Below are 18,860 nucleotides of genomic sequence, written 5' to 3'. Positions count from 1 at the left end.
AATGGGAGCGTCTTGCTTGGGGTTAATAAACGTTTAGGGTTAATAAACGTTTAGGGTGAATAAACGTTTAGGGTCAATAAATTTTAGCGAGCAAGATGCTCGCACTACAGAAGAATAATTCTATATCGGAAATTGAATGGCGAGCAAGATGCTCGCACTACGGAAGAACAATTTTATATCGGGAATTGAATGGCGAGCAAGATGCTCGCACTACAATAAAACCAACCTGTTCTTATCCATACGTCACCTTAACAACCAGATTCAAGCGATCGACCGGATTGCGATTAAGCGTCTGTTTAATTGTATTAAGTTCAGTTCCTTGTGGTTGAATTGCTGGTTGAAATTCAAAGGAAATTTTCAGGCTGACGTTGGCTTGCACATCTGGGGTATTTAGTAAACTATTAATAGTAGTAAAAAAGGTTTGGAAACCCCGAATCGGCCCTTGATATTCTAATCTTACAAACTGGTCGCCTGTTTGAATCATAACTGTTTGGTCAATGTGCAATTTGAAGCGAGTTAATAAAGGAATTGTTGTCCCTAGTTTACGGTAATCTACAATTTGACTGACGGATAGTTCTAGGGATTCGATACCTTGTACTTTATTATCCGTGCAGCGATCGATCAACGCATTAAAAGCAGTATTCACGCTACCATCTAATTCTATAATGTCGGGCTTGGCATCAAACAATGTCCCTAAACCACCGCCACCTACGATGTAAGTACCACCGCCATTGCTAACAGTGGGTGTCCTTCCGGGAACCGCAATAACTACTCGCGTTTCCTTTTCGGCGGTTTCCCCGTTACCGTAGTCAGCAACTACCCGAAAAAGTGTCGTGTTGCTAATTTTCGCTTCATACTCATCAGAAGGACGAAACTCACCAGGTACTAGCGTCCCCTCTTGGTAAAGGCTAACCGTTAACGCCCCTTTCGCCTTCCAGTAAACTTTTACAGGTTTTGTGGGTTCTGTTGAGGGCATTAGTTGGGCGCTGAGTTCGATGTCTTTGGGTTTGGGGGGTTCGAGAATACCTCGACGGTAGAGAGTCATGCGATCGCTAAATTCGATCGTTTCTGGTAAAGTTAGCTTACTGTCATCGGTTTTAATGAACAGGCGTTCTCCGACTTTCATATCCCATTGTCCCATCTCTAACCCTTGACGAAGGGTATCGCGCAGTTTAGAAACTTCCACATCCTGCAAAATATTCAAACTCAAATCTTTAGAAAAAGCTTCTTTTAAAGCTTTAGTTGTCCAATAATCTAAACCGGAAGGCCAAACTTTTTGGATAATATAAGCAGGCGCAAAAGGTTTAGCCTCTTCCGAGCGAATTTTCTGACAATCTTTGAGGGCTTTTAAAATCACATCTTGTTGATTATTCTTTCCTTTTACTTCGCTAGATTCTTGGGCAGCTAATACATAGTGCATCAACCCTTTGGGGGCTTTTACTGAATCGTTAGCAGGATAGAATAAATGACGATAAGCATTAGTTAAAGAGATGCGTACCGCTAAATCCATTTCGCCTTGTTTCTGCTTCAGTTGTTTTTGTTGATTTTCTGATAAATCATTTAACCGATTTTGACTTTTGAGGATATTTTGAATCGCTTTATATTCCCTAGCATTATCTATGGCGCGTTCTAATTCTTGCCGATTAGCTACTAAGAATAATAAGCGATTGCGGAAGGTACGAAATTTTCCAGATTCACCTGTATTACTGAAAATTTGCTCGACTAAATGAGGTGGAGGGTCTGTAGTAGCAGAAACAGTGGCTTCATCAAAATCAATCACGCATAATGCCACATAATCGGGGTCATCGTCTACATCAGACGCATTTTCTGGGGAAGAAACAAGGGTAAAGAATTTATTGGCGAAGATGCTATCTCGACGATTTCTTAAATCATCTTTGGCTTCACTTCTGCCAATTTGTTCTTTCTCTTCGGCAATGATTTTGTTAATCGAAGGTTCTTCTTTGAACCGAGAAATTGAGGTAATTGGGTCATCATCTAAATACCAAGCAACGGCGCTGAGTCGTTGTAGGGCACGGTCAACAAATCCAATTTCTAATCCGGGTGTAAGCAGGGATAAATTTAATTCAGCCCGTCGAATTCCAGATGAAGTTCCTTGGGTGAGAGAATGTAGGAAAATAGTGCTGGCTACCCAAGTAGAAAAGGGAGGTTTTCCAGCAGCTATCCATTCCCCGTCTTGTACTTGGGCGTAAGCTTCTCTACCATCTGGGTTATAAATATCTGCCCCAATGGGATTTCGCATTAAGGGACGCTGGAGACGAGAAGTTAAATCATTGGTAATTTCTGCATCTAATCCGACTGGAATATGATGCGTATGAATTAGCGGTATCCAATCGTTTGTATTCTGCCAGAGGTGACGGACTACTTGGGCGAATAATCTTAAAGCCCCTCTAGTGCGTTGAAATTCTGGGATAGAGGCAATCTTTTTAGTTAGCAGGTTGAAAAGTTCGGGATGAAAGGGGTAAGATGATGCGATCGCATTTGCATATCTAGCATCTTTACATCCATCTGGCAAGTTGATGCGACTGGCGCGGTAGCTGTTTAAATATTCTTTCGCTACATCTTCAGCAGCTTTGGCACTTACGCTATCAAATAAGCGCTGTTTGACGATATTGTAGATTTCCACATCGGTGGAGGGACTTAAAACTCTTTCTTGTCTGGCGGAAGCTTGGATTAATTCTTGTAGTTCGGTAGTTTCTCCGCCAAAGGTATCGGAGGCGGAAGCGAGGGAATAGACAAATACTAGGTTATTGCAAGCAGCGGCTAAATCCATCAGGGAGAATAGGAAGGCGACTACTTGTTCGGATAGGTCGCTTTTACCGACTTGTTTCGCTTTAGCCGATCGCAAATGACGCGCAATTTCATCGAGAATAATTAAGGTAGGCTGTCCGTTTGTCAGTCGTTCTAATACGGAAGTACCAGGACTAATACCTTTCTCGTCAGAACCTCGAAGTAATTTATAACCTTCAATTCCACCAATCTGATAAGCTATTTCACCCCATAAAGTATAAGTAGTGATGCCCGTTTCCGGGTGATAAACGCCATTTTCCGGGTCTAAGTCCCTACCATCCACTGCGGCAACTTGTATGGGACGGTCTGGAATTAAGTTTAAATCAGCAAAGCGTTCCAGTCCTTCAATGTATCGTCCTTGTTTGCCAATGTGCCAAAGGGCTATCTCGTCGTGAGTTTTGCCACCGCCGAAACTTGTTTCCAGCCGCAAAATAGGCGACCCCGCAGCTTGTCCAGTTAAGCGCCCGAATACTTCTTTAATCAGGGTTTTTATCCCATCTGTGGGGAAAGTGTTGGCGAAGAAGGTTTTGGGGTCTTGATAAACTGTGGGGGCTTTGCCATCCACTACTAATCGCAGTTTGGCGGCGAATAACTCTACAGAGAGTTCTCCTTGTTGGATTTCTTCTCTGGGAACGCAAGTCTGAAAAATGGATGGCCGCATGATTTTTAGTTCTTTTTCCCTCAAACGGTTTGGGGTCTTATTTTAAGTTTTCCCGTAGTAAGGGCTAAATTTACAATTTACACTGGAAAGATTGGCTAGTGTGTTGGGTGCGATCGCTATAACTAACTTACTCCCTTTGCTGAAATCCTGAAGATCCAGATCCCGTTAATTTATAAGTTTAGCAAATCAATATTAAGGTGACTGTTAAAAAGAAACTTATTTGTTTTTTCCATTACCACAAGCTATTCTGAGAAAAATGGTCTACGGAAGCAGAAAACCGATGGTCGTATAACTGAAAGGTTGCCTGGTTTCGTCAGAAAGCATTTGCACAAATTTGGCAACTTTGACAGCCGCTTCAGTACGGTTGCTTTACTATGCAAAATTACTTTGAATGGTTTCTTGAAATTACTCAAAACCCACCATTCCCCTATCAAGAGCGACTAGCCACAGCATCAGAACTCCCGATTCTGCTTAATGTACCAACGGGGGCAGGAAAAACAGCCGCAGTGGTCTTGAGTTGGCTTTGGCGCAGACGTTATGGCGATGAAGAAATTCGTAAGCGCACACCACGCCGCCTAGTTTACTGCTTACCGATGCGAACACTGGTTGAGCAAACAGAGGCTGAAGTTCAAAGATGGGTGAATAAGGCCGCCGAGTTGAAGAATGAGACAGAAGAGAATAAAGTACAAGTTCATGTATTAATGGGCGGTGCGGTCAGTAAACGCTGGGAAGCTGACCCAGAAAAAGACTGCATTCTGATCGGTACTCAAGATCAACTATTGAGTCGAGCATTGAACCGAGGATACAGCATGAGCCGCTATAAGTGGCCGATCCACTTTGCAATGCTGAACAATGATTGTCTGTGGGTAATGGATGAGGTGCAGTTAATGGGGGCTGGACTGCGAACAACTGCCCAACTGCAAGGGTTCCGAGAAAAGTTTGGGACTTATGGAACAGCGCGATCGCTATGGATGAGCGCAACCCTAGATAAAGAACTACTGCAAACTGTTAACTATAAGCCTGATTTGAATCAAGTCCACGAACTCACTGATAATGATTATTTGCAGAGTGAAACGCTCAAGTGGCGAGTGCAAGCTCAAAAGCGTTTAGTCAAAACAAAAACCGAATGCAGCGGTAAAGAAAATGATTATGCCTTAGCGCTGGCGAAAGAAGTAATCGCCGCGCACATACCCGGTTCGCTGACAATGGTGATTTGCAATCGAGTCAGCCGTGCCCAGGAACTTTACAAAGCCCTGGAAAAGCAAAAGGGCGAGAAACCAATATTAATTCACTCGCGCTTTCGAGCAGCAGAACGAGAGGAACGAAATCAGCAACTTCAAAAACTTCGACAGAAGGAGCTTTCTGGCATTTTGGTAGCAACTCAAGCAATCGAAGCAGGTGTTGATATTTCTGCTCAAATCCTGTTTACTGAACTCGCCCCTTGGTCGTCGCTAGTGCAACGGTTTGGACGATGTAATCGCTATGGGGAATACAGGGAATGCTCTGAAACAGCAACCGTTTACTGGATAGATATTCCTGATTTAAAGAAAAATGCTAGCCCTTATAAGACTGAACAACTGGAACAAGCGCGATCGCTTCTTGAAGAACTTAACCAGGTAGGCCCAAAAGACTTGGAAAATTTTAAGGATAAGGCTCCAAAGGAGAAGATTGAAGGCTTAATTCCCCGTCAGCATGACCTGTTGCAATTGTTTGACACTTCTACTGATTTAGCAGGGCATGATATCGATATTTCTTCATTTATTCGAGAAACAGATGAAAATGATGTGGCGATCGCTTGGCGGAACTGGTTGGGTGAAGAGCCACCCGATGATCTAGGTGCATTACAACAAGAAGAACTTTGTCGAGTTCGGCTTGTTAGAACAAATATCGGCTATACATTCGACCTGTTAGATAAGCTCAAGAAGCAAGACCGCTACCCTTGGTACTGGGATGGGCTGAAAGGCAAATGGGAAAAGGCTAAAGCAGTTTATCCAGGGATGTCATTGCTGCTGCATTGTTCAGATGGTGGTTACTCAGAAGAACTCGGTTTCACAGGTGAAAGCACCGACCAACCTAAAGTAGTTGGAACAACAACTTCTATTGAGTCTGACCACGATGAAGCCGATTCATTGACTTATCAGATGAAAAAGTACGTCACTTTGGTTCAACATTCTCAGGATGTTGCTGAAGAAGTTGAAACCTTATGCAAAGAATTTCCAGCATTTGACTTACCCGTTAACTTACTCGTAAAGGCTGGACGCTGGCATGATGCGGGTAAGGCTCATCCGGTGTTTCAAACAGCATTGACACATAACCGACCAGACCGTGTGGGTGAGACACTTTGGGCTAAGTCAGACCATGATTTTCAGAACCCAGCAGATCGCTACTCAATGCCTGATAATCGGCGTGGTTTTCGGCATGAGTTAGTCAGTGCGCTGCTGGCGTTACAACAATTACAAGAACAGGAAGACTTTTTATTGTGCTACCTGGTTGCTTGTCATCACGGTAAGGTCAGAATGACCATTCAGCCTCGACCTACGGAAAACCCTGTTGGGGTGAAGCGGTTTGCACTGGGGGTGCATGATGGAGATCGCGTCCACGACCAACTTTCTGAAATTGACTTGGGTGCAGGTTTAAGAATCAAAAGTCAGGTTCTTTCCCTAGACTGTATGGAGTTAGGAGAAGGAAAAAATGGGGAATCGTGGACAGCACGGGCGATCGCCCTTTTGGAAAAGTATGGCCCTTTCAAATTGGCATTTCTGGAAACCCTGATTCGGATTGCTGATTGGCGTGCTTCTGCTCGACGCACTCCTGACATTTTGGAGAAGACTGATGCCTGAATCCATTACTCTACAGGGTTGCACCCCAGAACCGCTATCAAACTACCTCAAAGCATTGGGTGTTCTACGGTTGATTGTTGAACAGAAGCAAGACCCCCAAGCAAAATGCTATTGGCTTAATGATGCTTTTGTTCTGGTAACGCACCTAACCCAGGAGCGGCTAGAAAAGTTCTTGCTTGATCGCTACAAACCTACGCCACTCATAGCACCTTGGAACGGTAGCACTGGGTTTTACCCAAAAGATACTGCTCAAAAGCGCTTGCTCAATTCAATTCAACAGGCGAAGTCAGAACGGTTAAAAATTTATGGGGAAACGATTACAAAGGCTCAAGAGCAGGTTGATGACCTTAAGCTAACAGTTCAGCCAAAGGATAAAGATGAAAAACGACGACTTTTAGAAAGGCTGCGAAACGAACTACCTGATGAAGCGGTGAAATGGTTAGATACCTGTGCTTTGGTGACATCAAAGGATTTACAATTTCCCCCTTTAACCGGAACGGGTGGCAATGACGGTAATTTTGAATTCAGTCGCACATTTATGCAGCAGTTGCAGGAATTGATCGACTTTGACACTGGAGAACCTACTGCTAATGCACCAGCTTTACTCAAAGCAGCTTTATTTGATGCAACTCTCCCAGGACTGCCCTTTAGCGGCAAAATTGGGCAATTCAACCCTATAGCGGCTGGAGGAGCCAACGCTGCACCAGGCTATGATGCTGATTCCAGAGTCAATCCTTGGGATTTTGTGCTGATGCTAGAAGGCATCATGCTTTTCACGGCTGGGGCTACTCGGCGCTACGAACAATCAGAACAGGGTGGATTGGCTTATCCCTTTACAGTCCGCCCCTCCAATGTGGGCTATGGTAGTGCTTCTGATGGGGATGACGCTAGAGCCGAACTGTGGATTCCATTATGGTCTGCACCTGCGGGGTTGGGAGAGTTACAGGTTTTGTTTAGTGAAGGACGGGCTAAGGTAGGCGATCGCACCGCTCGCTATGGGGTAGACTTTTACAGAGCCGTATCAAATTTAGGCAGAAATCGAGGAATTAACGAGTTTATCCGTTATAGCTTTCAAGTTCGCAATGGGTTGTCTTATTTTGCCATTCCCCTCGATCGCTTTCAGCCCCAGTCTAACCCCCAAGTTGACCGATTGAAGGAAATCGACAATTGGTTAGACAGCTTTAGACGGGCTGCTCAAGATGATAAGGCTCCTGCGTCTGTGAAACGGGCGCATCGACGTTTAGAAACTGCCATTATCGATTTAAGTCGTGGAAAGGCATTTCTATTAGATGTGCTAATTGCATTAGGTGAAGCAGAGGCAGCATTAGATAGTTCTCTCAAGTTTACTCAAGATAAATTTCTTCGTCCTTTACCTTTGTTGGAATCGGGTTGGATTGATGACTGTAAAGAAGAATCCAGCGAGTTTCGTTTGGCATTGGCATTGGCTAGTAATAACTTACGACAGCGACTTGTGCGAGTACGACAAAAAACAGACAGCCGAAACAGCCGTTTTTGGGAGTGGGCAGATAAAGAAGACGGTATCACAACCTGGAAAAAAGGGAATTTGGTAAGTAACTTAATTGCTTGGTTGAGGCGAGAAGAAATTGAAGTTCAACAGCAACATCTGACATACTTCTCAGAACAGCCAAAAACTTACAAACTCTTTGCAGCGTTAGATGATGTGGTGCGTTGGATTGATAAGAGCGTTAACGATGAACGAGTGGAAGCGATCGCTCGTGGGTTGAGTTTGGTGGATCTGTCTGAGTCTTTTAAACTACCGAAGCCACCAGAGTTGCCGATTCCAGTTGCCTATTCTCTAGCCAAGCTCGTTCAGCATCGGCGGATTAACCAGGAGGCGTGTCAGACGGTTTTCGGACGCTACATTTTGGCCCAAGACTTGATTATCCCTAGAGTTTCTAGTCTGCTAGGCAAACTAGCCGCAGGCGACTGTTACACCGCAACCCAGCTTGCTATTCGACGTTTATCTGCTAGCGGACTTAACCCATCTGTGGCGCAAGGTGTGTACGAACCAAGCGATCGCACCCAGCGAGTTGCCTCTGCACTAGCATTTCCAATTTCTGACTTGGATCTGGCTCGATTACTCAAACAAATTCGCAAATATGACAGCAAGGAGTAACCAATGGATTTTACTGCTCTTAAAGACCATCCTAGACTATTGATTGAAGCGAACCTTGAACCTTTACAGGGTAGTCGCTTTCAACCTACAGGCTTTCCTGATTTAGGGCCAGCAACCTATCAACTTCCAGGCAGTAACACTCCGATGCTACTACTAGAATCGGCTCAAAGTGTAGCGAATCGGTTAGAAAATACCATTTGGGATGAAGCAAATCAAGATGTAGTTGCTCCTCTGAACGGAATCCCTTATGTAGTAGTTAAGCAGGGCGATAAAGTTTTGACAAATTCGCTATTAGAAGCGCATCGGCTGAACTCCCCCTACATTATGGGAACTAAACAGAAAAAAACTGTTTTATTCGAGAAAATTCAAGCTGAACTTGAGATTGCTCCCGAAACACCAGTGGACTTTCATAGATTGGCTACAGTTCTGGCTAAATACGATTTAAATTGTTTATTGCATGGTAAGCTGTTAATCATTTAAATAGGGTAAAATGGAAAAGTCAACCGAGCAAAATGAGTCAGGAAATGCCAGCAAAGAATCATCTGAGCTTAGAACAAGTAGAGAAGCTACAAAAAGCCCTAAAAGAAGAAGAAAATGGAAACATTAGAGAAAGAATTCTGATGTTACTGTTGCTAAATGATGGAAAAACTCAAGCTAAAATAGCGGAATTTCTGGGCTGTTCAATAAATAAAGTATCTTATTGGTGCGTACATGGAGATCCAGATAATCTAGAAAGCCTAGTCGATGAAAGGATGAAGGGTAATCATCAAAAAGCTACAGATAAATATAGAGAAATATTATTAGAGACAGTAGATAAAGAACCCAAAGAATTAGGATACGAATTTGGCAGATGGACGGCACAAAGGTTAGCAACATATTTAGCAGAAACGACAGGAATAAAATTAAGTGGGTCGCAAGTTAGGAGAATATTAGAGCAAAAAAAGTTCGTTTACCTCTGGGCGAAGTACAGCTTAGAGGGAAAGCGAGAGCCGGAAAAAAGAAAAGAATTTAAAAAGAAGATAACCGAATATTTAAAAATAGAAAAAGAGAATCCAGAACGTTTACAAGTATGGTTTTGGGACGAAAGCGGTTTTAGTTTAAGCGTGATAAAAAGAAAGAATTGGTGTAAAAAAGGTAGCCGAAAAGAGGTGAGAGGAGATCGAAGAAAGGGTCGGATTAATGTAATGGGAGGGCTGAGGTATTCCGACAAGAAAAGGTTTGTGGAATTTCTGGATAAAAGCAATTCAGAAAGTTTTTATCAAGTGCTAAAACTGTTTTATCAAGAATTGATTGGTGAATGGGTAGCTGCTGGCAATGAAGCCGATGAATTTGCTGAAAAAGGAGCCAAAATAGTGATAATTCTCGACAATGCTAGTTTTCATAAAAAGGCAGAATATCTCCAGAAAGTTGCCGCTGAAATGCCCAATATTCATTTAGAGTTTCTCCCGAAATATAGCCCGGATTATAACTTAATTGAATTAGTTTGGCATTCAACAAAAGAATTTATTGCTAATCGACTATTTAAATCAATCGAAGAATTAGAATATTTATTACATCAACTTTTAAATGAAGGACAGTTAATTATTAAATGGGAGCGAAAACTTAAAAATAAAGGTAATGCTCTTATCCCTGTTTAAATGCTTAACAGCTTATTTTCTTTGAAAAAATTGCTGGTGCTTTAAGAATTGCCCGTACACTTTCTGGTTTTATTGAAGCCAAAAATGTCTCAATTGTGAGTTCAGGTGGTGTTAAGCACGATCGGGTTGATGCCACCGGGAAAGCAAAGGATAAAGGTGGTGCTGGAGAAGGTTATGGAAATGTACCCTACCACCGGGAAGAGTACACGGCTGAAAAAATTACGGCTTATTTCAGCTTGGATTTAGCACAAATTCGCGGCTATCGCTTAGGGGTTGATGTAGAAAATTTACTGATTGCGATCGCCCTCTACAAAATCCAACGCTTCCTCGATCGCGGTTTGCGCCTGCGAACTGCCTGCGATCTAGAAGCAACTATCACAGAAGTCAAGCGTCCAGGGGGGTTTGAACTCCCCAGTCATGCAGAACTAGCTAAGGCATTGCCCTCGTTAGTTAAAGCAGCAGCTTCAGCCTTTGCTAATCCTCCCATAACGGTTGTTCAGTACCAGGCTGAGGAGAGCAAAAAGAAATAATGAGTGTAGGACTTTCGATTCAATTCCTCACGGGTCGCTATCATGGTACACCCTGGAATCATCAGGTGAATGAAGGGATTGTCGAGTGGCCCCCCTCACCCTGGCGAATTTTGCGGGCGTTGGTTTCTGCTTATTACCGCCTGCCAGAGCAACCCGATCGCGTTCTGATGAAACAATTAGTAACTAAATTAGCCAACCAACTTCCCAGTTATGTCCTGCCGGAATATACTGCCGCTCACACTCGGCACTATATGCCGATTTGGAAAGAAGGTAAAGCCACGACAACCAGAGTTTTTGATACCTTTTATGTCTTACCGGGTGGGGCAATGTCTTCGGAAGCAGCAATTCAGGTGGTATGGTCTGAAGTTGAGTTGAGCCAGCCAGAACAGCAGTTACTTCAGCAGCTTTGCTCTCAGGTGAGTTACTTGGGTCGGGCGGAGTCTTGGGTTGAGATTCAAGTAGTGAAAGACCAGCAAAACTGTAATGCGAATCCCCTCAAGGATGAGAAAGTAAACCCCGACATGAAGCGGCTTGAGGTTTTAGCACCCTTGACCTATGAAGGGTTGCAGGGTTTTCAAGCAGCACTGGCGGTTTTACCCAAGCCGAAAAGAGGAAAAGCAAAGTGGAAAGCACCAGCTGACATTCTGGAGGCGTTAGAACTTGATATTGCGAATTTACACGGACAGGGTTGGAATGGGATTCCGGGTACTCGTTGGGTTATCTATGAGTTAGAACAGGCAGAACGTCAGTTGGTGCGATCGCAGCCCTATATGCTTCAAGCACCAACGTTTGCTCGATTTGCACTTTCTTCTAATGTGCTGCCCAATCTAACGGAAGCAGTTTCTTTGGGAGAAAGGTTTCGGAAGGCGCTGATGGCAAAGAGTAGGGATGCTGACGGACTGGTAGATCCAATCTTCAGCGGTCGCCAGCCAGATGAATTAGATGAGGAAGGCAAAGGGAAGCCTGCGGTGGGACAGCAGCACGCCTGGTATTTACCGGAGGTGAATCAAAGAGGCAAAATCGACCATGTTGTTGTCTATGCGGCTGGGGGCTTTGGAGAACAGGCAATTTTGGCGCTGTCTAAACTCAATAAGGTTTGGGGAAGGGAAGGGTTCGATCTGCAAACTGTCTTGGTTGCGCTTGGACGAACGGAGGACTATAGCAGTGAAAGACAAGAACCAGGATGCTCGATTTTGGTGGGGAAAAGTCGCAGATGGCAAAGTCTAACGCCGCTAGTGCTGCCCCGTCATCCAAAACGCGATCGCCGAGGTCAACCCAAATATATTCCTGGGACATCTTTTCAAGTTGATGGCCCAGAGCATCAAACACTGCGTTTGTTAAAGCAGTTGCTCAACCATTTGAATCAGCAGCTATCTTTGGATGAGTACGTTGAGATTCAGTGTCCGGGCGATCGAGCAGATTGGTTGGGTTATCAACGGGATGATGGCAAGCTTTTGGTAAAGGCAAGATGCGTGAGTGAGGAAGCGGGGAGAAAGTTCAGCGGCTATAACTGGCAAGCGTTTCAACGTCGGCGTTACCAAGGTAATGGGAAAAAGGAGTCCGATCGCGGTTACTGGTTAGAAATTGAGTTTGCCGAACTACAAGCAGGGCCGATCGCTCTTGGCTATGCGGCTCACTTTGGCTTGGGGTTGTTTGTACCTGCTGATATTGCTTAATGGAGCCGCACTTTAAAGGTGCGGTGTAAGTGGTGCCGTTAGCGTATTGTGATAAATCAGAACGCAGGCTTCAATGGAGCCGCACCTAAAAGATGCGGTGTAACTCTGTCAACCAAAACCCAAATATGTTAAGGGTTTTCAAGCCATTTTTCGGGAATCGCATTTTTTGGAGCTTTCCAGCCCTGCTTACTGCTATAAATATGCAATAAGCAAAGTTATCTAAAAGCTGTAATTATTTCTTTGTCAAGGTTCTAGCCATTTTCGTGAACTCCCCAGAGTTTTTGCTCTCGCTTCGGTTCACGAAAATTTAACTGGTTCGATTATAAAGTCTACTTAGCTATTAACTCAAGTTGCGTGCGATCCAAAGTGCGAGCGATCGCACCATTTCCTTAAGTTGGAGGTTGCACTACAACCTTCTTTTTGATCGCAGGCTTGGGCTTATCAGTGACAGTAGGTGGTGAACTTCCTACTTCATTAATGTTTTTCGCTTCTTCCACTTTAGCCTTACGCTGCTGTTTCTTAAATTCCAGTGCTTCTGCCTTCAATGCCTTACCAGGTTTGAAGTGTGGTGGTATCTCCTCGGTAGGTATCCCATTCAACGATTCAAACCCAAACATATCTCTACCTGGGATAAACCGTGCTTTTATCTCCACAAAATAACGCTTACCCTGCTCCTCCTTCTCAAGCTTTGGATTGAATCGGAATGGTGGTACGACAGCATCTTTCCAAATTAATGGAAGATGCTGCGCTTTCATGAATCGAACTTTTCGTGCAGAGTCTAGCACTTTAATTCTAGTTTTAGTCTCCTCATTAAAATTCCTAAAAATTGAAATGCACGGCGTTTTACATACAGGAATGAATTGCCACAATCCAGAAAGCTTAAACTCAAAATCTTGTGCAGCAAACACATCCTTATCAGATGAATTATCCTCACCATTTATAGGTGCAAATCCTACAAGTGAGAATCCTAATATGTGTGTTTTATCTCGCCCCGGAAAATGCAACACTTGGGGATATACCGTTAGCCTTAATTCTTTGGTTCCGTTTTCTCCTAGTTCCAGTTTTAGTGCATCCCAAGCTCTCATCCCTTTGTTATGAGGTGCGTATTTCAAGGGATACTCCTTCCCTTGTATCTTGATAAATGCTCTGTTGTTTTGGGAGTCCAACCTGACTTTCCCTGGTAAAATCCCAATAGCTTGAAATAATGTAGTCTTCTGTTCGGTGGGCTGTGGTTCGCTGGTCATAAATAAAAAGTTAGTCCCTAATATTTGGGCTTTTTCCAGCTAAGCTGTTAATCATTTAAATAGGGTAAAATGGAAAAGTCAACCGAGCAAAATGAGTCAGGGAATGCCAGCAAAGAATCATCTGAGTTTAGAACAAGTAGAGAAGCTACAAAAAGCCCTAAAAGATGAAGAAAATGGAAACATTAGAGAAAGAATTCTGATGTTACTGTTGCTAAATGATGGAAAAACTCAAGGTAAAATAGCGGAATTTCTGGGCTGTTCAATAAATAAAGTATCTTATTGGTGCGTACATGGAGATCCAGATAATCTGGAAAGCCTAGTGGATGAAAGGATGAAGGGGAATCATCAAAAAGCCACAGATAAATATAGAGAAATATTATTAGAGACAGTAGATAAAGAACCCAAAGAATTAGGATACGAATTTGGCAGATGGACAGCAGAAAGATTAGCAACATATTTAGCAGAAACGACAGGAATAAAATTAAGTGGGTCGCAAGTTAGGAGAATATTAGAGAAAAAAAAGTTCGTTTACCTCTGGGCGAAGTACAGCTTAGAGGGAAAGCGAGAGCCGGAAAAAAGAAAAGAATTTAAAAAGAAGATAACCGAATATTTAAAAATAGAAAAAGATAACCCAGAACGTTTACAAGTATGGTTTTGGGACGAAAGCGGTTTTAGTTTAAGCGTGATAAAAAGAAAGAATTGGTGTAAGAAAGGTAGCCGAAAAGAGGTGAGGGGAGAGCGAAGAAAGGGTCGGATTAATGTAATGGGAGGGCTGAGGTATTCCGACAAGAAAAGGTTTGTGGAGTTTCTGGATAAAAGCAATTCAGAAAGTTTTTATCAAGTGCTAAAACTGTTTTATCAAGAATTGATTGCTGAATGGGTAGCTGCTGGCAATGAAGCCGATGAATTTGCGGAAAAAGGAGCCAAAATAGTGATAATTCTAGATAATGCTAGTTTCCACAAAAAAGCTGAATATCTCCAGAAAATTGCTGCCGAAATGCCCAATATTCATTTAGAGTTTCTCCCCAAATATAGCCCGGATTATAACTTAATTGAATTAGTTTGGCATTCAGCAAAAGAATTTATTGCTAATCGACTATTTAAATCAATCGAAGAATTAGAATATTTATTGCATCAACTTTTAAATGAAGGACAGTTAATTATTAAATGGGAGCGAAAACTTAAAAATAAAGGTAATGCTCTTATCCCTGTTTAAATGCTTAACAGCTTATCATAGCTCAAAATTTAAACTTCCTGCTCACAACGCAAGTTGGAGCAATAGCAGGTATTGGATAAAATTTTTTAGTTTTGCCCAAATTAAAGCTGCTATTGATGTAGTGTTTAGCGAATTGCCAAAGTTGCCCGATCGCCATAAAATGAAGATAAAAAACTACTTTTGTTACGCAATAAAGATAGTTTTTATTGCGTAACTAGTAACCCAGTAACCGTCCTAGCGTAACAGTTAAACATTAATTTAAACATGAAATTAAGGTTCCTTAAATTCTGCATTAATCCCACCAGGCATATAATTTTTGAGAGTTTATTTCCATTTCATCACAACCGCGAACAAATCGCACGAATTCACCTGCAAAATCTAAGTCTTTTACGCCCATAACTGTTATGGCATCAACAACTAAATCCGGTGTTTGTTTGTCAGGAAATGCTATGCCATCAAACGTTGCTGTTGCCCCATTTTTTTGGCATTTCTGTCCAAATTCGATAAATGAACCCACAGTTGGTGTTGCATTAAAACTTGCTGATGGTGTGGTGTATCCCAGTTGAAGAATCTGCTGTAATGTTTTTAAGGACAAACCGCAAAACTTGATAGCATTCGGCGTATATTCAGCGATCGCTGTCCCCAATATTTCTGCGATATTTTCTGCCATAAATTTAATTAAAAAATAGGTTGGAGTGCATTGTTTATTAGATGGACGAGTCGAACTTAGTCCTCGATCGCCTCAACACCAAGTTGCTTAAGTCGCTCCAGGTTGTCCTTCATGGCTTTAACCTGTTCGGGGGAATGTCCCTGCCAATCTGTAACCTCTCCTATGACTCGAAGCGGATTCCGAGAGCGGTATGATTTCGTTGGATTTCCTGGGTACTTCTTGTCTGTCAGATTAGGGTCATCTTCAATCGAGCCAGTTGGTTCCACAATGTAAATTCTGCCGAGTCCTTCGCCAAGAGCTAGTTCAGCCCCCCAGGTAGCCGCATCCAAGGTAGCGGTCAGATAGACATAGACCGCTTTCTTCCTCTTACCGTAGTTAGAGTTATAGCCGGGTACAATTAGGTCTCCCGGCTTCAGGTCGGCCTTCGTGCCATGATAGAAACGCTGTGAATTCAGGTTGTCGATCGCTGCCATTGGCTCGCTCCTCCATTATTTAAATCGCAGGTAAATTATAGATGTGTGCCAAATTCTCATCCCTGAACATCAAAACTCACCATGACACAAATTACTCTTGCAGAACTTCCCGAAACAATCCAAAACTTAATTAACCAAGCTCAAAAAACAGGCGAACCCCTCACCATCATCCAAAATGGGATTCCCTTCGCCATCATTTCCCCCATCCAGAAAAGATCCCTTCTCCAAACCCTTTCCACCCTGGAACCATTAGACGAAGACTTTGCCAATGTAGACGCAGGATTATTACCCTTAGATGATATCGAATTGTAAAAATGAATTATTTATATTTGTTAGATACAAACATCATTTCCCAATTAATTAAAAACCCCTGAGGTACGCTCTACTCAAAAATTCAAGAAGTCGGCGAAGATACAATTTGTACAAGTATTATCGTAGCTTGCGAATCAAGATTTGGAGCCAAAAAAAAGAACTCTCCAAAACTTTTAGAAAAACTAGAAATCATATTAGATAGTATAGCAATCCTCCCTCTGATACCACCCGTAGAGCAATATTATGCCGAAATTCGTACCGAATTAGAACAGCTTGGAACCCCAATTGGCGGTAACGATCTATTAATTGCTTCCCATGCCTTAACATTAAATTTAACAGTTATTACCGCCAATATTCGGGAATTTTCCCGCGTTCCTAATTTAAAAGTAGAAAACTGGCTCAATTCAGAGTCAAAAAGCTAAATGGCTTTTTCTTTAAGATGTTGATAATTATTACCAGAATTGTTGCAGGAGTATATAAACGGAAAGCAGAAGTTACAGCTAGTAAACTGAAGCAGAAGCATGAAATAGCGATCGCTAATGCCAAATGATAGATGCAATCAACGATTATCAAGGTGCTTTATTGGTGATTTCACACGATATAGATTATCTGCAAGCTATTGAAGCTTTGGGTCAAACAACAAGAATAGCCTAAAATAGGAAAAAAAGCTAAATCTGACAAACGATAACATCACCTTAAGAACCCAACTGCTCCAACAAATTGCCGCATTAGAACCTCAACAAGCACTATTTCCCTCAGTTAATGAATCGATTGATGAAATAGTACAACAACAAATCAAAAAATATCCTTATTTTTAGTTCTCACCCGTTCATACAACTCTTCCATCACTTGAATAAAAGAAACATCTTCATGCCAAAAAGCCGGAAAATCTCCCTGTTTCTTAATCAAAATAGCTGGTAAACTAGATGAAGAAATAGGCTCAACCCTTGCAGGTAATCGCTTACTCCCCAACCAAAATTCCCGCGAATTAACCTCCTGCGCCACCTCTACCTTTTCCAAAGGTGGAAAGTACGAACTAGCAGCAGACAAAGAAGTTTCTTTAACAGCAATTTCATCAGATAACACCCTTCCCAAAGGAGACTTAGATAACTCCCTTTGTAAATCCTCCTTAGACAAACCCCTTAACTCAAACAATAGGAAAGGATTATGGTCAAGTTGAGAAGCCACCAAATAATATACCCCAGCAATATGTTTACAAGGATTCGCCCAATCAGGACAAGAACAATTAGTTTTAAAATCCCTTTCACTGTAAGGAAGAAGATGCAACCCTAACTCAGAAAATACCGACTCAATATTATCTGGAACCTCATTCATCAACAACTTAGAAACAAAACTTGCTCGCGAAGACAAAACCTTAATTACCTGCGACCATTGAGTAGCCTTAATCGCCTTAATCTCAATTGTAGTTGAATATCTAGGCTCTTTATGAATCCCATAATAGTGATTAATAGAACCTCTTACAGTCGCAGTAATCTTATTCTTATTTACTTGATAATCTAGAATCTTTCCCCCACTAGCATAAGAACGTCCCCTTCCCAATCTAGCTGGGTCGCTAAACTTCTCTAAAGCAGCAATAAAACGTTTACCCCACCATGTTCGACTAAACTGAGCCATAATTTCAATCTTCCTTCTAATCTAAAATAGCCGCCTTATTTAAACTAATCAACTGTTTAAATGACTCATTATCCAACTGGGTTAACCAAGATTCATCAGTCCCAACAACTGAAGAAGACAACTTCTTTTTATCCTCAATCATTTGGTCAATCCGTTCCTCCAAAGTTCCAATCGCCACAAACTTATGTACAAACACATTCTTCTTTTGACCAATCCGAAAAGCACAAGAGTGCGCCCCTTGAAGCAGAGCTTGTTGACCAAAGTCAGCATTCCCACATCCCAAGTCAACAATGTCTAGGTTGCTGAGATTTCCTGCTAGTTCCAAAAATATTGGACGTTCGAGCGTATTATTGGGGTTATCAGGTCGATCGCGATGTGCAAGATACCTAGCTAACACTTCTGGGTTGTCGAAAAACTCTTGGTTTCCAGGCATTTTTTTCCCAATCAGCCCAACACTATCATGTTACTGATTGCAGGAGTTCTTCGACGGTTCAGTGTCGATCTTGAACTTGCTTTGCCAGAAACTCTTCAAGGCAATCGAAGGTAGAATTCCATCCAGCAACAACGCCCATTTCTTCATGCTTGCGGCGTTCCTGTGCCGACTCATGCACAATTTCAAGTGTGAGTTTAGTCTTACCGTTAAGATCTTCAAATAATACTGTAATCACGATTCCTTGAGGTAAGTCAAAGTTGCTCACCTGCTCGAAACCTTGATCAAATTCATCAGTGCTGACAATGCGTTCTGGTGGCAAGACTTCCCGAAAAACTCCTGTAACTGGATACTCTGTACCATCTGGGCCAACCATCACATAGCGCGATCGACCACCCGGACGCAAGTCTAGTTCCGTAACACGAGTGGTAAAGCCTTTGGGTCCCCACCATTGCTCGATATGTTTTGCTTGAGTCCAAGCTTGAAACACCAGTTCTCGCGGTGCGTTGAAGATGCGAGTGATGATGATTTGACGATCGGACCCAGTTTGACTGTAGCCATGTGGTTTCAACATTTCATTTCTCCAGTAAA

The 18,860-nt window shown here is 42.5% G+C and carries 14 protein-coding genes and 2 pseudogenes; 9 read left to right on the top strand and 7 right to left on the bottom strand.

Going from position 1 to position 18,860, the window contains the following annotated elements; translation table 11 throughout:
• Nucleotides 1-232: 232 nt before the first annotated feature.
• Nucleotides 233-3,469: an ATP-binding protein gene (locus tag ACE1CA_RS06815; RefSeq protein ID WP_413280496.1), complete on the bottom strand. Its 3,237-nt coding sequence runs from the start codon at nt 3,467-3,469 to the stop codon at nt 233-235.
• Nucleotides 3,470-3,843: 374 nt separating this feature from the next.
• Here ACE1CA_RS06815 and cas3g point away from each other — a divergent pair, with 374 nt between their 5' ends.
• The 6 genes from cas3g (at nt 3,844) to csb2 (ending at nt 12,289) form a co-directional block, all read left to right on the top strand.
• Complete coding sequence (gene cas3g / locus ACE1CA_RS06810; RefSeq protein ID WP_413280497.1) at nt 3,844-6,309, top strand: type I-G CRISPR-associated helicase/endonuclease Cas3g; 2,466 nt, start codon at nt 3,844-3,846, stop codon at nt 6,307-6,309.
• Nucleotides 6,302-8,446, top strand: coding sequence for a type I-G CRISPR-associated protein Cas8g1/Csx17 (gene cas8g1 / locus ACE1CA_RS06805; protein WP_413280498.1), 2,145 nt, complete (start codon nt 6,302-6,304; stop codon nt 8,444-8,446). The genes cas3g and cas8g1 overlap by 8 nt, the downstream gene beginning before the upstream one ends.
• A 3-nt stretch (nt 8,447-8,449) precedes the next feature.
• Complete coding sequence (cas7g, locus tag ACE1CA_RS06800; protein WP_413280499.1) at nt 8,450-8,926, top strand: type I-G CRISPR-associated RAMP protein Csb1/Cas7g; 477 nt, start codon at nt 8,450-8,452, stop codon at nt 8,924-8,926.
• A gap of 44 nt (nt 8,927-8,970) precedes the next feature.
• The gene (locus ACE1CA_RS06795; RefSeq protein WP_486517950.1) at nt 8,971-10,083 is read left to right on the top strand and encodes an IS630 family transposase; all 1,113 of its coding nucleotides are present in this window, start codon (nt 8,971-8,973) and stop codon (nt 10,081-10,083) included.
• Nucleotides 10,084-10,178: 95 nt separating this feature from the next.
• Nucleotides 10,179-10,613: a hypothetical protein gene (locus tag ACE1CA_RS06790; protein ID WP_413281860.1), complete on the top strand. Its 435-nt coding sequence runs from the start codon at nt 10,179-10,181 to the stop codon at nt 10,611-10,613.
• Nucleotides 10,613-12,289, top strand: coding sequence for a type I-G CRISPR-associated protein Csb2 (gene csb2, locus ACE1CA_RS06785; protein WP_413281859.1), 1,677 nt, complete (start codon nt 10,613-10,615; stop codon nt 12,287-12,289). Before ACE1CA_RS06790 ends, csb2 begins: the two co-directional genes overlap by 1 nt.
• Before the next feature lie 389 nt (nt 12,290-12,678).
• Here csb2 and ACE1CA_RS06780 read toward each other — a convergent pair whose 3' ends face one another.
• Nucleotides 12,679-13,533, bottom strand: coding sequence for a hypothetical protein (locus tag ACE1CA_RS06780; protein WP_413281858.1), 855 nt, complete (start codon nt 13,531-13,533; stop codon nt 12,679-12,681).
• Between the two features lie 103 nt (nt 13,534-13,636).
• Here ACE1CA_RS06780 and ACE1CA_RS06775 point away from each other — a divergent pair, with 103 nt between their 5' ends.
• The gene (locus ACE1CA_RS06775) at nt 13,637-14,749 is read left to right on the top strand and encodes an IS630 family transposase (protein ID WP_486517970.1); all 1,113 of its coding nucleotides are present in this window, start codon (nt 13,637-13,639) and stop codon (nt 14,747-14,749) included.
• Between the two features lie 292 nt (nt 14,750-15,041).
• Here the strand turns inward: ACE1CA_RS06775 and ACE1CA_RS06770 are convergent, their stop codons facing one another.
• Together ACE1CA_RS06770 and arr are read right to left on the bottom strand one after the other, a co-directional pair.
• Complete coding sequence (locus ACE1CA_RS06770; RefSeq protein ID WP_413280977.1) at nt 15,042-15,419, bottom strand: hypothetical protein; 378 nt, start codon at nt 15,417-15,419, stop codon at nt 15,042-15,044.
• Nucleotides 15,420-15,475: 56 nt separating this feature from the next.
• A complete protein-coding gene (gene arr, locus ACE1CA_RS06765) occupies nt 15,476-15,892 on the bottom strand; it encodes an NAD(+)--rifampin ADP-ribosyltransferase (RefSeq protein ID WP_413280978.1) in 417 nt (138 codons plus the stop codon).
• An 81-nt stretch (nt 15,893-15,973) separates the two neighbouring features.
• Here arr and ACE1CA_RS06760 point away from each other — a divergent pair, with 81 nt between their 5' ends.
• Nucleotides 15,974-16,204 (top strand): hypothetical protein, encoded by a 231-nt coding sequence (locus ACE1CA_RS06760; protein WP_413280979.1) that lies wholly within the window; start codon nt 15,974-15,976, stop codon nt 16,202-16,204.
• 2 nt (nt 16,205-16,206) lie between these two features.
• Nucleotides 16,207-16,626 (top strand): annotated as a pseudogene (locus ACE1CA_RS06755) (PIN domain-containing protein).
• Nucleotides 16,627-16,999: 373 nt separating this feature from the next.
• On the opposite strand, the gene ACE1CA_RS06750 reads toward ACE1CA_RS06755, so the two are convergent.
• The 3 genes and pseudogenes from ACE1CA_RS06750 to ACE1CA_RS06740 all read right to left on the bottom strand — a co-directional run bounded on the left by ACE1CA_RS06750 (nt 17,000) and on the right by ACE1CA_RS06740 (nt 18,843).
• A complete protein-coding gene (locus tag ACE1CA_RS06750) occupies nt 17,000-17,839 on the bottom strand; it encodes an SWIM zinc finger family protein (protein ID WP_413280980.1) in 840 nt (279 codons plus the stop codon).
• Between the two features lie 16 nt (nt 17,840-17,855).
• Nucleotides 17,856-18,062 (bottom strand): annotated as a pseudogene (locus tag ACE1CA_RS06745) (hypothetical protein); the annotation flags it as partial.
• A gap of 268 nt (nt 18,063-18,330) precedes the next feature.
• On the bottom strand, nt 18,331-18,843 hold the full coding sequence (locus ACE1CA_RS06740) for an SRPBCC domain-containing protein (RefSeq protein ID WP_413280982.1): 513 nt from the start codon (nt 18,841-18,843) through the stop codon (nt 18,331-18,333).
• Nucleotides 18,844-18,860: the final 17 nt, after the last annotated feature.

Source organism: Floridaenema evergladense BLCC-F167, assembly GCF_041929205.2.
GTDB classification, from domain to species: Bacteria; Cyanobacteriota; Cyanobacteriia; order Cyanobacteriales; family Aerosakkonemataceae; genus Floridanema; species Floridanema evergladense.
This window is presented reverse-complemented; position numbering and strand designations above follow the sequence as displayed.

Coding starts and splice junctions, on each gene's coding strand:
- arr (WP_413280978.1), bottom strand. CDS start 15,892: ATGGCAGCGATCGACAACCTGAATTCACAGCGTTTCTATCATGGCACG.
- ACE1CA_RS06780 (WP_413281858.1), bottom strand. CDS start 13,533: ATGACCAGCGAACCACAGCCCACCGAACAGAAGACTACATTATTTCAA.
- ACE1CA_RS06760 (WP_413280979.1), top strand. CDS start 15,974: ATGACACAAATTACTCTTGCAGAACTTCCCGAAACAATCCAAAACTTA.
- ACE1CA_RS06775 (WP_486517970.1), top strand. CDS start 13,637: ATGCCAGCAAAGAATCATCTGAGTTTAGAACAAGTAGAGAAGCTACAA.
- csb2 (WP_413281859.1), top strand. CDS start 10,613: ATGAGTGTAGGACTTTCGATTCAATTCCTCACGGGTCGCTATCATGGT.
- ACE1CA_RS06740 (WP_413280982.1), bottom strand. CDS start 18,843: ATGTTGAAACCACATGGCTACAGTCAAACTGGGTCCGATCGTCAAATC.
- ACE1CA_RS06815 (WP_413280496.1), bottom strand. CDS start 3,469: ATGCGGCCATCCATTTTTCAGACTTGCGTTCCCAGAGAAGAAATCCAA.
- ACE1CA_RS06750 (WP_413280980.1), bottom strand. CDS start 17,839: ATGGCTCAGTTTAGTCGAACATGGTGGGGTAAACGTTTTATTGCTGCT.
- ACE1CA_RS06770 (WP_413280977.1), bottom strand. CDS start 15,419: ATGGCAGAAAATATCGCAGAAATATTGGGGACAGCGATCGCTGAATAT.
- ACE1CA_RS06795 (WP_486517950.1), top strand. CDS start 8,971: ATGCCAGCAAAGAATCATCTGAGCTTAGAACAAGTAGAGAAGCTACAA.
- cas7g (WP_413280499.1), top strand. CDS start 8,450: ATGGATTTTACTGCTCTTAAAGACCATCCTAGACTATTGATTGAAGCG.
- cas8g1 (WP_413280498.1), top strand. CDS start 6,302: ATGCCTGAATCCATTACTCTACAGGGTTGCACCCCAGAACCGCTATCA.
- cas3g (WP_413280497.1), top strand. CDS start 3,844: ATGCAAAATTACTTTGAATGGTTTCTTGAAATTACTCAAAACCCACCA.